Here is a 17,474-nt window from a genome sequence, read left to right on the forward strand (position 1 = left end):
AGGTAATAAAATTACATCGCATCATTCAGCATGATATTTTTTGTAATGCATAAAAAACCAGCCCGAAGGCTGGTTTTTTGAATACATCAAATCAGAGATTAACCACCGATTTTTTTGTATTTAGTACGTTTTTGTACAGCAGCATCACCTAAACGTGACTGGCGATATGCTTCATATTCCGCATAGTTACCTTCATAGAATTCAGGCTGTTCATTTTCAAATGACAAGATGTGCGTTGCAATACGGTCCAGGAACCAACGGTCATGCGACACCACCATCACAGTACCCGGGAATACAAGAATTGCATCCTCAAGCGCACGTAAGGTTTCGATATCCAAGTCGTTCGATGGCTCATCCAGCAAGATTACGTTTGCACCCATTTGCAGGATTTTCGCAAGTTGTAAACGGTTACGCTCACCACCTGACAATTCGCCGACACGTTTTTGCTGATCTTGACCTTTAAAGTTAAAGCGACCGATATAGGCACGAGATGCAATTTCGTAATCACCGATTTTTAAGATATCTAAACCGCCAGAAACTTCTTCCCAAACGGTTTTGTTGTTATCTAAGGTGTCACGAATCTGCCCTACGTAAGCCACTTTAACTGACTCACCTAAGGTTACTGTACCGGTATCTGGCTGCTGTTCGCCAGTCATCATACGGAACAATGTGGTTTTACCCGCACCGTTAGGACCGACAATACCGACAATCGCTGTTGGAGGTACCGTGAAGGTTAAGTCTTTATACAGCAGACGACCATCAAATGATTTGCTGATCCCTTCAACTTCAACCACCTTGTTGCCCAGACGTGGACCAGGTGGAATGTAGATTTCAGAGGTTTCATTACGCTGCTGGAATTCGCGTGAGTTAAGTTCTTCAAAACGCTCCATACGCGCTTTGTTTTTCTTTTGCTGACCTTTTGCATTTGAACGAACCCATTCAAGTTCTTTTTTCAATGCCTTGGCAAAAGATTCTTCTTGCTTGTTCTCTTGCTCTAAACGGGCATTTTTCTGCTCAAGCCAAGAAGAATAGTTACCCTGGTAAGGAATACCCATACCGCGGTCAAGCTCTAGAATCCATTCTGCAACGTTATCCAGGAAATAACGGTCATGCGTAATCGCAACAATGGTACCGGCAAAGTCTTTCAAGAAACGTTCCAACCAAGATACAGATTCTGCATCCAAATGGTTGGTCGGTTCATCAAGAAGCAACATGTCCGGTTTAGACAATAGCAAACGGCAAAGTGCGACACGACGGCGTTCACCACCTGAAAGCAAGCTTACGTCCGCATCCCAAGCTGGTAAGTTTAACGCAGCAGCAGCTTGATCCATCTGGTTGCTGAGGTTATGCGCATCCCAAGAATGGATAATTGCTTCCAGCTTTTCCTGCTCTTTTGCAAGGGCATCAAAGTCTGCATCTTCAGCTGCATATTCAGCAAAAACTTCATCCAAACGTGCCAAGGCATCTAGTGGTTCACGTAAACCATCTTCAATGTTGCCACGGACGTCTTTATCTGGATCAAGTGGTGGTTCTTGCTCAAGATAGCCGATTTTAATACCCGGTTGAGCACGTGCTTCACCTGAGAAATCTTTATCTACGCCAGCCATAATACGAAGCAAGGTAGATTTACCTGCACCGTTTAAACCAAGCACACCAATTTTTGCGCCTGGAAAGAATGATAAAGAGATGTCTTTTAAGATTTCGCGCTTAGGCGGAACCATCTTCGACACACGGTTCATCGTGTAAATATATTGGGCCACGTAGGACTCCTCTATAGAAAAAGCAACATTCGCACTCTAGCCAAAGCAGAATACGAACAAATATTTGGCCGGCATTATACGATGAATGTACAAAAAAAATAAGGCATAGCATGCATCTTCAATAGAATGTTACAACTAATGGCGTGTTGGTTTTTTAAACATAATCATAGACACTAGGTTGTATTCAAATCTGACTGAATAAAATCCGTATATAAGAAAATTAGATATTCTTTTCTACAATATGCACTTTTATTCATATTCACAGATGATAGACTAATTAAATAACCAACCGAAACAATTAACTCACAAAGATGACGTAAACATGACTTATAAAGACGAAACACTTGCCATTCATGCCGGATATAGCCCGGAACCGACAACAAAAGCTGTAGCTGTACCCATTTATCAAACGACTTCTTATGCTTTTGACAATACCCAACATGGGGCAGATTTATTCGATTTAAAGGTTCAGGGCAATATATATACCCGGATTATGAATCCCACCACCGCTGTTTTAGAACAACGTCTGGCTGCACTGGAAGGCGGGATTGGCGCCCTAGCCCTAGCCTCCGGCATGTCTGCGATTACCTATTCCATCCAGACCATTGCTGAAGCAGGTGACAATATTGCCTCGGTTTCAACGCTCTATGGCGGTACATACAACCTGTTCGCCCATACCTTACCGAAGCAGGGCATTGAAGTTCGTTTCTTTGATTATCAAAAACCTGAAAGCTTACGCGACTTGATTGATGATAAAACCAAGCTGGTGTTTGTCGAATCGATTGGCAATCCACTGGGCAATATCATCGACCTGGAAGCCATTGCAAACATTGCTCATGAATACGGCGTACCGGTGATTGTCGACAATACCGTGGCCACTCCTGCTCTGCTTAAGCCTTTCGAATATGGCGCCGACATTGTGGTGCATTCACTGACAAAATATATCGGCGGACATGGCAATTCCATTGGCGGTGCCATTGTCGATAGCGGTAAATTCCCTTGGGGCAAATATCCTGAACGCTTCAAGGTATTGAACACGCCTGATCCAAGTTATCATGGGGTTAATTATGTCGAAGCTTTGGGTGAAGCGGCATATATCGCCCGCGCACGTGTGGTGCCATTACGCAACACCGGTGCTGCCATTAGCCCGCTCAGTGTATTCCTGATTTTGCAAGGTCTGGAAACGCTTAACCTCCGCATGGAGCGTCATACTGAAAATGCGCAAAAAGTTGCTGAATATTTACAGCAACATGCCAAAGTAAATTGGGTGAACTATGCAGGTTTAAAAGACCATCCTCAACATGGCTTGGCACAAAAATATGTGAAAGGTAAACCATCTGCAATCCTGTCTTTTGGGGTGCAAGATGGTCTTGATGGCGGCACCCGCTTTATTGATGCACTGCAACTCTTTACCCGCTTGGTCAATATTGGCGATGCCAAAAGCCTGGCCTGCCATCCTGCCACCACCACTCACCGCCAGCTCAATGAAGAAGAATTGAAATCGGCCGGGGTCAGTATTGATATGGTACGTTTATCTGTCGGTATTGAGCATATTGATGATTTAATTGCCGATTTGGAACAGGCACTGGCTCAAGTTTAAAGCCTTTGATTTCAAGACAATGTGGCCTTCTTTCTGAACGGAGGAAGGCTTTTTATTTACTTGTAATTTTTTGGTTATTTCTCTTTGCTTTGCTTTAAATTCATGGTAAAAATTAAATTAATATTAGAACAATAATAGAGCAATTGCTCTAATTATATTTGTAAATTCAATAACTTATTTCTAGATTTTTTTTTTACATTCGTTATTATAGTCGACTCGAGAATAGCTCAACTTCCCCAAATTTTGAGCGCTAGAATCAACTAAAAAAATAATCCAAATTTTATTCTATTGAAACCAGGAAAATATTGTGAATTCAAGACTAGAGAAACTCTTTCAGAATCGAGTCAACGGCAAAGTTGTTTTAATCACAGGTGCATCGAGTGGTATTGGTTTAACCGCTGCGTATAAACTTGCCGATGCTGGTGCACATGTTCTGTTGGTGGCTCGTACCAAAGAAACACTAGATCAAGTTAAAGAAGAAATAGAAGCCAAAGGCGGCAAAGCCTCTGTTTTCCCATGTGATTTAAACGACATGGACTCTATTGATGAAGTATCAAAACAAATTTTAGCCTCTGTAGACCATATTGATATCCTGATCAACAATGCTGGACGCTCGATTCGTCGTGCGGTTCATGAATCAACAGACCGTTTCCATGATTTTGAACGTACCATGCAGCTGAATTACTTTGGTGCAGTGCGTTTAGTGATGAATATCCTGCCGCAAATGATGATCCGCCGCGATGGTCATATCATCAACATCAGCTCGATTGGTGTCTTGGCCAATGCGACACGCTTTTCCGCTTATGTGGCCTCTAAAGCCGCACTGGATGCTTTCAGCCGCTGTCTGTCTGCCGAAGTTCATTCACATAAAATTGCGATTACTTCGGTTTACATGCCATTGGTTCGTACCCCAATGATTGCACCAACCAAAATCTATAAATATGTACCCACCCTGTCTCCTGAACAGGCAGCAGATTTAATTGCTTATGCAATTGTGAAGCGTCCGAAAAAAGTGGCAACCAACTTAGGTCGTTTGGCATCAATTACCTATTCGATTGCGCCAGACATCAATAATAAATTGATGTCGATTGGTTATAACCTGTTCCCGAGTTCTTCCGCTTCGGTAGGTCAGCCACAGAAATTAAACTGGGTACAAAAAGCGTATGCACGCCTGTTCCCGGGTGAACATTGGTAAGATTGTGCAATAAAAAAGCCAGTCACTAGACTGGCTTTTTTATGCTATAAACACCCATCATTTTTGCTTTTAGATTTTTATGCGGATTGCTGCTCTCATATTGCAATATGGCTGTTTTGCTTTTGCTCTTTTTCTTTGCTATCAAGTCGGTACTTCTCTATACCTGCAAGATTATAAATTGATGGATATCGTCAGCGATATCGGTACTATTTTAATTTGTATCGATTTAGGCGTGTTCCTGCATTTCAATAAGTCTCTGGCATCGCTAAAAATGAAAAACGCTTCTCAGCAGCCTGCTGTTCAGGTTTCAAGGATAGAAAAAATCACGCGTAAGTTGGGTCATTTGGGTATTATTCTGATTATCTGTAGCTGGATTGTGCCAATCATTAATTCATAAAAAGTAAATAAAAAACCTCCCGATGGGGAGGTTTTTTTAGCAATTAAAGATTACTTCGAACCTTTAATCCCGGCTTGTAATAACAATGCACCCAAACCACCAATTTTATTTTCTTGCGGTTTAGCCGATTGAGGCTTCTTCCCTTGTGGTCGTTCGCCTTGCGGACGTGCATGCTGTGGACGTTTGGCTTGTGGCTTACGCTCAGCACGTTGTTCATTCTGAGCATTGTCACGGCGTGGCTGACGTGGCGCTTTAGCTGGAGCTTCAGAACCTTCAGGACGCATCGACAAGTTCACACGGTTACGTTCAGCATCGACAGTGAGCACACGAACTTGCACGATCTGACCCGGTTTTACTACTTTGTGCGGATCGGATACAAACTCGTTCGCCAATTCAGAAATATGCACTAAACCGTCTTGGTGTACGCCTACATCCACGAATGCACCGAAGTTGGTGACATTGGTAATCACGCCTTCCAGCTGCATGCCTTCAGTCAATTGTGACACTTCAGTAATGTCTTCACGGAATTTGGCAGTACGGAATTCCGGACGTGGGTCACGACCCGGTTTTTCAAGTTCAGACAATACATCTTGAATGGTTGGCAAACCGAATTGCTCATCTGCAAATTCTTCTGCATTCACTTGGCGGATGATTTCAGAATTGCCGATAATGTCTTTTACCGTAGTGGCTTTTGCTGCAACAATTTTGCTGACCAAAGCATAAGATTCAGGGTGAACCGCAGATGCATCCAGTGGTTCAGAACCCTCTTGAATACGCAAGAAACCTGCTGCCTGCTCAAAAGTACGTTCGCCTAAACGCGGCACTTTTTTCAGGCTTTGACGGTTATCAAAACGTCCATTTTCTTTACGGAAATCGACAATCTGTTGTGCAATTGATTTATTTAAACCTGCGATATAACCCAAAATCGCTGAAGATGCAGTATTGACATCCACACCGACCGAGTTCACACAGTCTTCCACTACTGCTTCAAGGGTTTTTGCCAAGCCCGCTTGGTTCACATCGTGTTGGTACTGACCTACACCAATTGATTTCGGATCAATTTTCACAAGTTCTGCTAGTGGATCTTGTAAACGGCGTGCAATTGAAACTGCGCCACGAATGGTAACGTCTAATTCAGGAAGCTCTTGCGAAGCCAGTTCAGAAGCTGAATAAACCGATGCGCCAGCTTCACTCACTGAAACACGCGTCAAATTCAAATCAGCATTTTGAGCCATCATTTCAGCTACAACTGCTTCAGTTTCACGGCTTGCAGTACCATTACCAATCGCAATCAGGTCAACATTGAATTCACGGCACAGACGTGCAAGTTCAGCAATTGAGCCTTCTTTATCTTCTTTGGGTGCAAACGGGTAAATGGTGCTATGCGCAACCACATCACCTGACTGGTTTACCACTGCCAGTTTCACACCAGTACGGATGCCTGGATCTACACCTAAGGTGCAACGCGCGCCTGCAGGAGCAGAAAGCAATAAATGACGTAAGTTTTCTGCAAATACGTCCATTGCTTCAGCTTCAGCAGCAAGACGTTTTTCAGTCAACAATGAATGTTCGATTTGTGGACGAATCTTGCCTAACCAGAACAGTTTTGCAGTTTGTTTCAAGTAGTCTTGACGTGCTTGCGGTTGTACTGTTTCCAGATTGTATTCAGTTTCAATACGCGCAAGGGGTGCAGCATCTTCACCATCCACTTTTAAGCCCAAGACATTTTCTTGACGGCCGCGAAGCATTGCAAGCAAGCGATGTGAAGGCACCTTATTGAAGTTTTCTGAAAAATCGAAGTAATCACGGAATTTTTTGCCGACTTCTTTTTTCTCATCACTTGCAACTGCGCTTTTTAAAACTGCTGTTTTAGCAAATGCCGCTTTTAATTCAGTGGTTAAAGCAATGTTTTGTGCCCAGTCATCAAGCAGAATATGCTGGATCGCATCGAGCTGACTTTCTAAATCTGGATAATCTTCATGGCTAAAGCCAGCTAAAGCTTCTGCTGGATCAACTTGTTCGCTAAAGATTTTTTCAGCAATTGGTCCCAAACCTGCTTCTTTGGCTTTAAAAGATTTGCTGGTACGTTTTGGACGGTACGGCGCATAAATCTCTTCTAAAGCATTCTTGGTTTCAGCAGCATTTACACGTGCCAACAAATCATCTGACAATTTATTTTGTTCTTTCAGAGATTCGATTACTTTTTCACGGCGTTCAAATAAATCACGTAAATACGATAAACGGTTGTCGAGTTGGCGTAACTGGGTATCGTCCAAGCCTTGCGTTACTTCTTTACGGTAACGTGCGATAAATGGAACGCTGGCACCTTCATCAATCAGCTTGATGGCAGCTTCTACTTGATTTGGACGTACGGCAATTTCTTTTGCTAACTGCTGAACTAAGTCAGTCATCGTGTTTGATCCCACAAGGATAAGTACTAAATGGCATGATTATAAAGACCAAGCCCATAAAATCCACAATTGTTTTGATTAAATTTATAAGTGGTTCATATTGCCAATTGATGTCTTTTTCAGAATTTCTCACAAAATTAAGTGACAAGTAGATTTTTACTCTACATATTCAGCAAGATGAACGATAATTTAGATGTATACATTTGGTATCTATGTCTTGATTTTATCTGCAATATTTGTTGCTTTAGAGCATAGCAAACAGATACAAATGAATCGTATACTCAAGGCTATCCGAACTTTTGTTTACGATGACAATAAAGAATAAGGAGCACATCATGAGTTTAGTGGTACCTGCTGAAAAAACAGATCCAGTACAAACTGAAACTGATCGCGTCGAACGCATTCTCGTTGTAGATGACGATGTGCGTTTACGTACGTTGTTACAGCGTTTTCTAGAAGATAAAGGCTTCGTGGTCAAAACCGCTCACGATGCAACGCAAATGGATCGTTTATTGCAGCGCGAACTTTTCTCCCTGATCGTGCTCGATTTTATGCTTCCGGTTGAAGATGGCTTAAGTATTTGCCGTCGTTTACGCCAATCGAATATTGATACACCGATTATCATGCTGACTGCACGTGGTAGCGATTCTGACCGTATTGCCGGGCTAGAAGCGGGTGCCGACGATTACTTGCCTAAGCCTTTTAACCCCAATGAACTGCTGGCGCGTATTCGTGCCGTGCTACGTCGTCAGGTACGTGAAGTTCCAGGTGCACCAAGCCAGCAAATGGAAGTGGTCAGCTTTGGTCCATGGTCACTGGATTTATCTACCCGCACCCTGACCCGTGAAGGTCAAGTGGTAACGCTGACCACAGGTGAGTTCGCGGTACTGAAAGCTTTAGTGCAACATCCACGTGAACCTTTAACCCGTGACAAATTGATGAATTTGGCACGCGGTCGTGAATGGGGGGCAATGGAACGCTCGATTGATGTTCAGGTGTCTCGTTTACGTCGTCTGGTTGAAGAAAACCCTGCCCGTGCGCGCTATATTCAAACGGTTTGGGGCGTAGGTTATGTCTTTGTTCCAGATGGTGCAGAATAATTCACAACCGAAAGGGCTGCATAAACATACACAGCAAAGTCTTTTCATTAAGCTTTTAAAGCATATATTAACCTGCGGTTCGCCTTACTTTTGTTTCGGCAAAAGTAAGCAAAACCATTATCATCCGCAAAACTCGGTAAATTTCTGCAATTAATTAAACAATAAAATCGCAGAAACTTTAAATATTAAACACTTCCTGCCTCAAACAGTTGCGGATGACCTGAGCGCGTATCGGAATTCAGTTTATTGTAAATACACTTTAAATTTGGCTCTAGGACACAGTGTGAAACTCGAACCCATCGACCCGCAAAAATTTACTGATTACGAAGCTTATTCTGAAAAGAAGCGAACCTCATGGAATCGCTTTCTCGACAAAATCAAGCCCCGTTCAGCTGCAATGCGTACCACTGTGCTCGTGTTATTCATTGTATTTTTCAGTTTATTTATGTCGTTGTGGTTCTTCTGGCGTACCCTTTACCTTCCTGAAATTCAACAGCATGCCCGCTATTTAGGGGTCGAACTGGAAATTCTGAATAATCCTGAGTTACGGATTTTTCATAATGATGCCGAAGTGGATGTCGACACCTGGCTAAAAAACCGGGTTGGGATTGAATATGTCACCAACCCCAAAGAATATCCCAATGTAAAGGACAAGGTGATTGCCGAGTTTTTTACCAATCAGATAGAAAAAAAACTGGCGAAAGAACTAAAAATTGAAAATGTCACGGTCTATTTCCAGTTTAAACCCAGTCCGCGTATTTGGATTCAAACCCCGGAAATGAACGGACATTGGGTACGTGAACCCTTAAAAACCTATGCCAACTATAGTCCTGAACTGGTCTATGGCTGGTTATTTGGTGTGCCACTGATTGCCGCTGCCATCATTTTAACCCTAGTTCGCCAGCTCAACCGGCCCTTGCGCCGTTTACAAAATGCGGCTAACAGCTACAGTAAAACCGGCTCGGCGCCCTATCTTGAAACCAATCATGGGCCACAAGAAATTCGTGAAGTGAACCGGGCTTTCAATCATATGATTTATACCCTAGATCAGACTGAACGCGACCGCCGTATCATGTTGGCAGGGATTTCTCACGACTTGCGTACTCCCCTCACCCGCATCCGTTTAAGTGCAGAAATGATGCCCGATGATGACTTTCTGAAAGAAGGCTTCATTTATGATGTTGAAGATATGGATGCCATTCTGAACCAGTTTATCTCCTACATGCGCGATGGCTCCGATGAAGAACTCCAGGACACTGACATTAATATGCTGTTACAAGAATTAGTGATTCAGTTCAAACCTCTGGATGTACGTTTTGAAGCACAAGAGGTGCCGACCATTCAGGCACGTAGCCAGTCTTTAAAACGCCTGATTGGCAATCTCATTAACAACTCAAAACGCTATGGTGCCGAACCAATCGAATTATCCGCCCAAGTAGAAAATCATCATCTACTGATTCGGGTTGCCGACCATGGCAAAGGCATTCCTGAAGACCAAATTGAAGATTTAATGCAACCTTTTGTGCGCGGTAATGAAGCCCGTACCATACAAGGCAGTGGTTTAGGTTTGGCCATCGTGAAACGCATTGTTGATCTTCATCAAGGCAAGCTCACAATCCATAATCGTCCTCAGGGTGGTTTAGAAGCACTTATTTCTTTACCTCTACTACATGATGAGGTTGAGGAAAATATCCCGCAAGGCGCCTTAGGAAAAATTAAACAAACAATCACTGGGCATTTTTAAGGTTTGGTTAATTAATCAACAAACAGTTTTGCTCAGCTATTAATCTATTGGTTTTTAACTACTAAAAATCAATAGATTAAAAACCATAAAAAATCGTTATACCCACATTTTTTCAAAAAATTAGACCTTAGCCTAACAGGCATGCACAATTTGTTTTTTGGACGGTACAATCCGTCTAGTTTTGAACAAGAATTGAGCGTAAACCATGTCTTTAGATCGTATTCGTTTAGCGTCACTTCATGACAAAGTCATGAGCGCAGAACAAGCTGCTACTTTTATCCAAGATGGTATGACTGTAGGTATGAGTGGATTTACTCGTGCAGGTGAAGCAAAAGCTGTACCTTTAGCGCTTGTAAAACAAGCTCAAAGTAATCCTTTAAAAATTACTTTAATCACAGGTGCAAGCCTGGGTAACGACCTAGATAAACAATTAACTGAAGCTGGTGTACTTGCTCGTCGTTTACCGTTCCAAGTAGATAATACTTTACGTAAAGCCATTAACAAAGGCGAAGTGATGTTCATCGATCAGCATTTGTCTGAAACGGTTGAGCAAATGCGTAATCTTCAGTTAAAAAAACCTGATGTAGCGGTGATTGAAGCTGTTGCAATCACTGAAGATGGTGGCATCATCCCAACGACTTCTGTAGGTAACTCTGCAAGCTTTGCAATCTTTGCTGAAAAAGTGATTGTAGAAATCAACACCAACTTAAGCCCTGCTTTTGAAGGCTTACACGACATCTACATTCCAACGTATCGTCCAACCCGTCAGCCAATTCCTTTGACCAAGGTTGATGAGCGTATTGGTACACATGCGATCAATATTGATCCGTCCAAGATTGTAGGTATTGTATTTAATGGCGAATATCATGACTCACCATCAACTGTGACTGAGCCAGATGATGAAACTCAAGGTATTGCGAACCACTTGATCGCATTCTTTGAAAAAGAAGTGGCTGAAGGCCGTCTTCCATCTAACCTTGGCCCATTACAAGCAGGTATTGGTTCAATTGCCAACGCTGTATTGACGGGTCTGAAAGATTCAAACTTCGAAGACTTGGTGATGTACTCTGAAGTACTTCAAGACTGTACTTTTGAATTGATTGATGCAGGCAAAATGAAATTTGCTTCAGGTTCATCTATTACCCTTTCTGCTAAATATGGCGAAAAAGTATTTAACAACCTGGAAGCATACAAAGACAAACTTGTGCTTCGTCCACAGGAAATTTCGAACCACCCTGAATTGGTTCGCCGTCTAGGTATTATCGGTATCAATACTGCACTCGAGTTTGATATTTACGGTAACGTAAACTCAACTCACGTTTGCGGTACTAAAATGATGAACGGTATTGGTGGTTCAGGTGACTTCGCACGTAATGCACACTTGGCAATCTTCGTGACTAAATCGATTGCAAAAGGTGGCGATATTTCTTCTATCGTTCCGTTCGCATCTCACGTAGACCATGCTGAACACGACGTAGACATCCTGGTCACTGAACAGGGTCTTGCTGACTTACGTGGTCTTGCTCCACGTGAACGTGCGCGTGCGATTATCGACAACTGTGCACACCCGATGTACCGTGGTGCATTAAATGATTACTTCGATCGTGCATGTGCCAAAGGTGGTCATACTCCACACTTGCTTCGTGAAGCTTTATCTTGGCATTCTAACTTTGAAGAAACCGGTCACATGTTGGCTACTTCAGCAGAAGCTAAAAGCGCTTAATCACGCTGCTACATTGCATTAAAAAAAGCGTACTCCGGTACGCTTTTTTATTTTATAGGCAGCTTATCAAACTGAGCCAGCCAACCACGATAAAAACTTAAAGACTATAAGCGCTGCTCAACCGCCTGACGGTTTTGCTTTTTAATTTTTTCCATTTCTGCGTTTAACTGTAAAATTTCCTGATACAAGGCATTAAATTGTTTTAGCGGTTGATCCTGATAAAACATAAAGGTCTTGTTCTTTTTCTCCCATTTATTATTTTTTAAAACCTGAAATAAAGCATCGGCCTTATTGAGTACTTGCTGTTCCAAAGCAAATAAGGCATGGCTTTGATCATTATCACGACTGTCGCGCAAGCTATTAATTAATTGATAACGCAGATGTGCCTTGATTGACAACTGTTTGGCTCGAGCCAAGGTATTATCTTCGCGTTGCTGACTTTGCTGTTGATACTGTGCAGCCAGAAGATAGGCTTGCCGTAGCATCTGCTCTGTTTCTGCAAACTTGTGTTTCCGATCCTGATCCAAACGGTCAATATTTAAAAATTGATCCCAATGAATCGCTTTAAGATCACGCAAATATTTATTTCTGGCTTCAGCATTCTGAATCATCTGGCTCAGGACGAAGTCTGCCATCACCTTATAATCGCCCTGTAAACGCGGATCTGAAACTTGGATATTGATTGGCTTGGACCAGTCTTGCGCCTGCTGATAAATCAGTTCAGCTTTTTCATACAATACCGTCTGGTAGCTGTGCAGTTGGCTGAGTTCTTTTTGCTGGACCTAATATTGATAAAACATCCAGCCAAATACACTGCATGTTGCCAATGCCAAGATGAGAAAAATTCTGGGCATACCAGACTCCTCTATACCGCCTTTTTTCCATCATAACTTGATTCAGGCTTAAATCGTTCATTTATTAAACGATAAGCACACAAAGTATGCAGGACAGCAAATGAGTTAAAACCGAGTCCATGTGCCTTGTTTAGGAAAATGGCTTATTGAAGATTAAACTACAGGCCTAAAAAAAGCCCTATGAAAAGGGCTTTAAAGAGCTTTATATTACGCCTTTTAAAATCTAGAAGTTAGAACTTATAACCATAAGCCAAGCCTAAAATGTTCTGACTCATTGTCAAATTCGCTTCACCACCACCAAAGCTTGCAGGAATGGACTGGTTACCCTTTACTTCTTTTTCTAAAGCATGGGTATATGCAATGCTGAGCTCTTGATGAGCATCTACATTCCATGTTGTGCCTACGCTCAGATGATCTTGTACAACCCCGGGTGCCAAGATATTCAAGAAGGTTTGATCTGCCGAAATTGGCTGATCGTTATGGCTATACCCGGCACGTAATGTTAATTTTGGATGCACCTGATAGCTTGCTGCAACTTTATACACGTTAATGTCATTCCAGCCAAAGCCCGGACCTTGATCAGAACCAAAGGCATGCCCTTGGAACAGCGGGTTAATCGCATGTCCAACCGAACCTACATCTGAATAGTTAATACGTTCCACATCTGCAGCCACATTCAACTTTGCTGTCAGCTGATAGGCTGCACCAATACCGTAACTTTCAGGTACATCAAAATCACCTTGTTCTGCAAATAAGCCACTGTATTGATCAAAGCGGTCTGCATCAATTTTAGATGCATAATTTACACCTAGAGTTAAACGCTCATCCAAAAACTTCCCGGCCCAACCCACACGCACGCCCACGCCTGTAGCGGAGTCTTTACCCTTATTACTGAGCTTATCGCCATCAACAGAAAAACCCGCAAAGCCGCTAATACCTTTTGCTTCAAAACGTTGATACAAGATGTTGGTTGCAACACCAATCGATTGATTTTTTGCATAGTGCCAAGAGACAGCAGGAGAAATAAAGATCTGTGACAAATCCACCCCCGCACTGCCTTGATTCCCAAATGCAGCAAATGGATTTTGCTTATAGCTGGTATTCATACCGCCATTGCCATAAATAGCAATCCCCAAATTAACTTGATCATTCACTTGATGGTTATAGGCAAATTCAGGCAGTACGAAATACTTGCGACCATTGCCATCATAATGACCATTGGCACCCGGTACAGCATTCCCGACTATTTCTGATGAGCGATCAGGTGCAAAAATTGTTGCACCAATATCGATTCTCGAGCCTATCCAGCTCAACCCTGCCGGGTTATTCGCAATGGTCAATGCATCTTGAAAATGTGCAATCGAGGTCCCGGCATTGCCCTGAGCCTTAATGCCATAACCATGCATAAAGTATCCAGTCGTTGCAAATACAGGAGTACTGATCAGCGGCAATAAAGCAGTTAATAAACGGATAGAAGTTGGAGTATTCATATTAACAATTAATAAAATAATAATATATTTTTAAGAATATTATTTATTGTTATTCTTGTAATCTAATTAAATTGGAAATGCTTATTTGATATTTTCATAATCATTACAATGCTTAAAGTTTCACTTTGTCTTTAGACCTATATTTTTATGTCATTGGATAAAGTCCTCATTTTTCATTTTTAGATGCTTTAAATTTTAATCTCTACCCCCATCAATACAAGCAAGAAAAGATAAGAGAACTCTCATGCGTGTAGATATTTGGTCAGATGTGGTTTGTCCATTTTGTTATATTGGTAAAAAACGTCTGGAAGCTGCTGCTGAACAAGCAGGTGTGGAACTTGAAGTGCATTGGCATAGCTATGAGCTTGATCCGGAAGCACCCGTTCGTCAGGAAGTATCCAACTCTGAGCGTCTCGCACAAAAATATGGCCGCACCCTGGCCGAAGTTGAAGAAATGCAGCGTAATATTGCTGCCATGGCAGCCGAAGAAGGAATTCAGTTCAACTGGGAAAATGCCAACTCGGGTAATACTTTCAATGCCCACCGCATTATTCATTTAGCCCAAAGCAAAGGTTTGGGATCGGAAGCCAAAGAAGCCTTTTTTTACAGCTATATGACTCAAGGATTACCGATTGGTGAACGTGAAACGATTGAAGACGTTGCTGCACGAATTGGCTTAAATCCGGTTGAAGTGGATGATCTGCTCAATTCAGACGAATTTGCAGATTTTGTCAAATTTGATGAAGATGTGGCTCGTGATCAACTCAAAGTGACCGGTGTACCATTCTTTGTTTTTGATCAACGTATCGCGCTAGCGGGTGCACAGCCACGTGAAGTGTTTTTACAGGTGATGGAAAAAGCACAGCAAGCTCCTCAACAAGCCAATATACCAGCTGAAGATACGGCAGTCTGTAAAGAAGATAACTGTGACCTGCCAGAAAAATAAGCTTAAGTCTTAGGCAGAGCAAGCAAATGAAAATCCCCAGATAGTGGGGATTTTTTTATCTTAAGATTTATTTATCTATTCAATCAACCAAGAAACTAATTTTTAAATTCACCCGATATTCTGTAATTTTTTTATCCTTAATCACCACCTTTTGTTCATTAATCCATGCACCTTGCACATTTTTAACTGTTTCGGTGACTTTCTCGATTCCAGTTTGAATAGCATCTTCAAAACTTTTATTACTGCTTGAATTAACCTCAACCACTTTTGCGATAGCCATTGTTTTCACCTCAGGTTTTATTATTTTGAGTCCAGATCATAGGACATTTTTTAAATAAAAAAGTAAGTTTTAACATTACAGCGCAAAAACTTACATCCAGGTCACATTATCTGTTTTTGCTGCACGCTTCTTACAAAAGACAACTTATCTATACAAGGCTTGGACACAATAAAAAGTGCAATTCGCTAGGCTAGTATGCGGAATATCTCGGTTCCAAATCATGAAATTTATAGAGGTAAATATGAACACTGAAACACAAAATGCTGCTGTTGATGCTACCCCTGAACAACGTCCATGTGCAAAATCCCGTTTTTCCCCGACAGTAACAGGAGCACTGATTGGCGCAGTTGCTGGTAGCGTATTACCTGTTTTTGGCACTTTCAGCGGGGCCATTATTGGAGGTGTAGCTGGCAAGGTGTATGAGAAGAAATGCCAGAATTCATGCCATAAAATGTAGAATTTATTTATATTTTTAAAAGATTTAAGGCAGATTGCTAAAGGGCGATCTGCCTTAGAGTAAAGACTCTAAATATATGATATATATAATTTTTTAAACTCGCCATTCATCTTTTTTAGCCCTCAAACCCTTACTTAATTTGATCATTTATTGATATTATTCATGTGAAGTTTATTTTTACCTATCTCCTTGCCTGGTTTATTTTTTTAATGTTCCAGACATCCTTGCATCTAAAGGAAAAAAATGATGAACGTGATTAAATCGTTTTTGGCTGTAGCTGTTGTGGCTTGCTCTGCCCATCTATCTGCTCAAATTGTTTATATTCCAGATTTCCCTGTTAAAAAAGCGGTTGAAACAGTGAATACTGAACAAAAAGCACCTGCTACTGATGCTGTCGAGCACAGTGTAACTGGATCTAAAAAAGCTGCTTAACCAGCGCTACAAATAAAAACCAGACTGCGTAATCTCCGTCTGGTTTTTTTATGTCCATTAATCAGCAGCTTATTTTTCAGCTTTTATTCAGACAAAATTTCTTCTTTGTCGCAATTTCATCCCTTTCTTTTCAAAACCATTCAACAACTACAAACTTATTGCAGGATTTGTGTCGACCTCGCCAAAAAAAGTTGCTTGTTTTTTATTTAAAATTTACATTTTTTGCAAATTATGTCTATAAATGCTCAAAAACTGACAATTTTTTTCATGCTTTTTCTTGCTAAATACATATAATCAAAACAATTAAACAAATAACTCACTCTATCAAAAGTGTTCATATGCAAGAACTTCAAGCGCTGATTCAAGGGAAGATTCCTCCGCAAATGATCAACATCGACAAGTTGGTCGTGCTTGCTGAGCATTACCCTCAGCCCACGTCTGCAGAATATAAATTACTTGAACTTGCGATCAATATCGTATTGGCAAGTTATCTAGAAAAAGCACAAAAGCATCTCTAGAGGTCAGCGCATGAATGTATTGGAAAAAGCCAAGCTGATTAAAGAATTAAATCAACTCCTCGATGGATTGGAGCAACGTTCCTTATCTTTTTTTGAAATTGCCCGATCAAAAGCACGGGTAAAAGAAATCTTTGCTTTATGCGATGAACCCATTTTTAAAAAACAGATCTTAAAATTTAAATCACACATCCAGCCTGAAAAAGCAGCCAAAGATTTTGCTGCTCAAACCTTGTTTCAGCTCTCTTTTCGTGGGGTATTTCAGCAAGATAGTGCGCTAGAAAAAGCCCTTTATCTGCATCCGGATTTTGGTTGGGCGATTTTGTATGACCCACACCAAGGTTGGCAAATCTGGTTAATTCCCGCAGCAAACCGTACCGCCTTAATCAGCGAATGGGGAAATCTGGATGACACTTATCATTGGATGCTGGAACAACAGCAGAGCTATCGCTGCCTAAAAACCGATCATGAACTCAAGCAAATTCAGAGTTTTGTTGCGCAACAGATAGCCAAGGCTTTAACCGAGACCGAGACCGAGACCGAGACCGAGACCGAGACCGAGACCGAGAC

Annotated in this window: 14 protein-coding genes and 2 pseudogenes; 11 read left to right on the plus strand and 5 right to left on the minus strand. The window is 41.7% G+C overall.

What is annotated here, in order from left to right:
* Positions 1-98: 98 nt before the first annotated feature.
* On the minus strand, positions 99-1,760 hold the full coding sequence (gene ettA / locus B9T29_RS03435) for an energy-dependent translational throttle protein EttA (RefSeq protein ID WP_086174578.1): 1,662 nt from the start codon (positions 1,758-1,760) through the stop codon (positions 99-101).
* A 322-nt stretch (positions 1,761-2,082) separates the two neighbouring features.
* Between ettA and B9T29_RS03440 the strand changes: the two genes are divergently transcribed.
* From B9T29_RS03440 to B9T29_RS03450, 3 genes are all read left to right on the plus strand, one after another.
* Positions 2,083-3,360 (plus strand): O-acetylhomoserine aminocarboxypropyltransferase/cysteine synthase family protein, encoded by a 1,278-nt coding sequence (locus tag B9T29_RS03440; RefSeq protein WP_086174579.1) that lies wholly within the window; start codon positions 2,083-2,085, stop codon positions 3,358-3,360.
* A gap of 307 nt (positions 3,361-3,667) precedes the next feature.
* Positions 3,668-4,555 carry an SDR family NAD(P)-dependent oxidoreductase gene (locus tag B9T29_RS03445; RefSeq protein ID WP_086174580.1) on the plus strand — a complete coding sequence of 296 codons (888 nt, stop codon included), beginning with the start codon at positions 3,668-3,670 and terminating at the stop codon, positions 4,553-4,555.
* Positions 4,556-4,634: 79 nt separating this feature from the next.
* A complete protein-coding gene (locus B9T29_RS03450; protein ID WP_086174581.1) occupies positions 4,635-4,952 on the plus strand; it encodes a hypothetical protein in 318 nt (105 codons plus the stop codon).
* A gap of 50 nt (positions 4,953-5,002) precedes the next feature.
* On the opposite strand, the gene B9T29_RS03455 is transcribed toward B9T29_RS03450, so the two are convergent.
* Positions 5,003-7,363, minus strand: coding sequence for a Tex family protein (locus tag B9T29_RS03455; protein WP_086174582.1), 2,361 nt, complete (start codon positions 7,361-7,363; stop codon positions 5,003-5,005).
* A 335-nt stretch (positions 7,364-7,698) separates the two neighbouring features.
* Here B9T29_RS03455 and ompR point away from each other — a divergent pair, with 335 nt between their 5' ends.
* The 3 genes from ompR to B9T29_RS03470 all read left to right on the plus strand — a co-directional run bounded on the left by ompR (position 7,699) and on the right by B9T29_RS03470 (position 11,930).
* A complete protein-coding gene (ompR, locus tag B9T29_RS03460; protein WP_086174583.1) occupies positions 7,699-8,463 on the plus strand; it encodes a two-component system response regulator OmpR in 765 nt (254 codons plus the stop codon).
* A 283-nt stretch (positions 8,464-8,746) separates the two neighbouring features.
* Positions 8,747-10,207: an ATP-binding protein gene (locus B9T29_RS03465; RefSeq protein WP_086174584.1), complete on the plus strand. Its 1,461-nt coding sequence runs from the start codon at positions 8,747-8,749 to the stop codon at positions 10,205-10,207.
* Between the two features lie 205 nt (positions 10,208-10,412).
* Entirely contained in the window at positions 10,413-11,930 is a 1,518-nt protein-coding gene (locus tag B9T29_RS03470; protein ID WP_086174585.1) for an acetyl-CoA hydrolase/transferase family protein, read from the plus strand.
* A 104-nt stretch (positions 11,931-12,034) separates the two neighbouring features.
* Here the strand turns inward: B9T29_RS03470 and B9T29_RS03475 are convergent.
* Positions 12,035-12,784, minus strand: a pseudogene (locus B9T29_RS03475) (hypothetical protein).
* 230 nt (positions 12,785-13,014) lie between these two features.
* Positions 13,015-14,274 carry an OmpP1/FadL family transporter gene (locus tag B9T29_RS03480; protein WP_086174586.1) on the minus strand — a complete coding sequence of 420 codons (1,260 nt, stop codon included), beginning with the start codon at positions 14,272-14,274 and terminating at the stop codon, positions 13,015-13,017.
* 244 nt (positions 14,275-14,518) lie between these two features.
* Here B9T29_RS03480 and B9T29_RS03485 point away from each other — a divergent pair, with 244 nt between their 5' ends.
* Positions 14,519-15,220, plus strand: coding sequence for a DsbA family oxidoreductase (locus B9T29_RS03485; RefSeq protein WP_086174587.1), 702 nt, complete (start codon positions 14,519-14,521; stop codon positions 15,218-15,220).
* A gap of 79 nt (positions 15,221-15,299) precedes the next feature.
* On the opposite strand, the gene B9T29_RS03490 is transcribed toward B9T29_RS03485, so the two are convergent.
* On the minus strand, positions 15,300-15,500 hold the full coding sequence (locus tag B9T29_RS03490) for a dodecin family protein (protein WP_086174588.1): 201 nt from the start codon (positions 15,498-15,500) through the stop codon (positions 15,300-15,302).
* A 241-nt stretch (positions 15,501-15,741) separates the two neighbouring features.
* Between B9T29_RS03490 and B9T29_RS03495 the strand changes: the two genes are divergently transcribed.
* The 4 genes and pseudogenes from B9T29_RS03495 to B9T29_RS03510 all read left to right on the plus strand — a co-directional run.
* Positions 15,742-15,957, plus strand: coding sequence for a glycine zipper domain-containing protein (locus B9T29_RS03495; RefSeq protein WP_086174589.1), 216 nt, complete (start codon positions 15,742-15,744; stop codon positions 15,955-15,957).
* A gap of 243 nt (positions 15,958-16,200) precedes the next feature.
* Positions 16,201-16,389: a hypothetical protein gene (locus B9T29_RS03500; RefSeq protein WP_228146551.1), complete on the plus strand. Its 189-nt coding sequence runs from the start codon at positions 16,201-16,203 to the stop codon at positions 16,387-16,389.
* Positions 16,390-16,727: 338 nt separating this feature from the next.
* Positions 16,728-16,907 (plus strand): hypothetical protein, encoded by a 180-nt coding sequence (locus tag B9T29_RS03505; RefSeq protein ID WP_086174591.1) that lies wholly within the window; start codon positions 16,728-16,730, stop codon positions 16,905-16,907.
* 10 nt (positions 16,908-16,917) lie between these two features.
* Positions 16,918-17,474, plus strand: a pseudogene (locus tag B9T29_RS03510) (hypothetical protein); the annotation flags it as partial.

The organism is Acinetobacter sp. ANC 3903, assembly GCF_002135315.1.
GTDB lineage: Bacteria > Pseudomonadota > Gammaproteobacteria > Pseudomonadales > Moraxellaceae > Acinetobacter.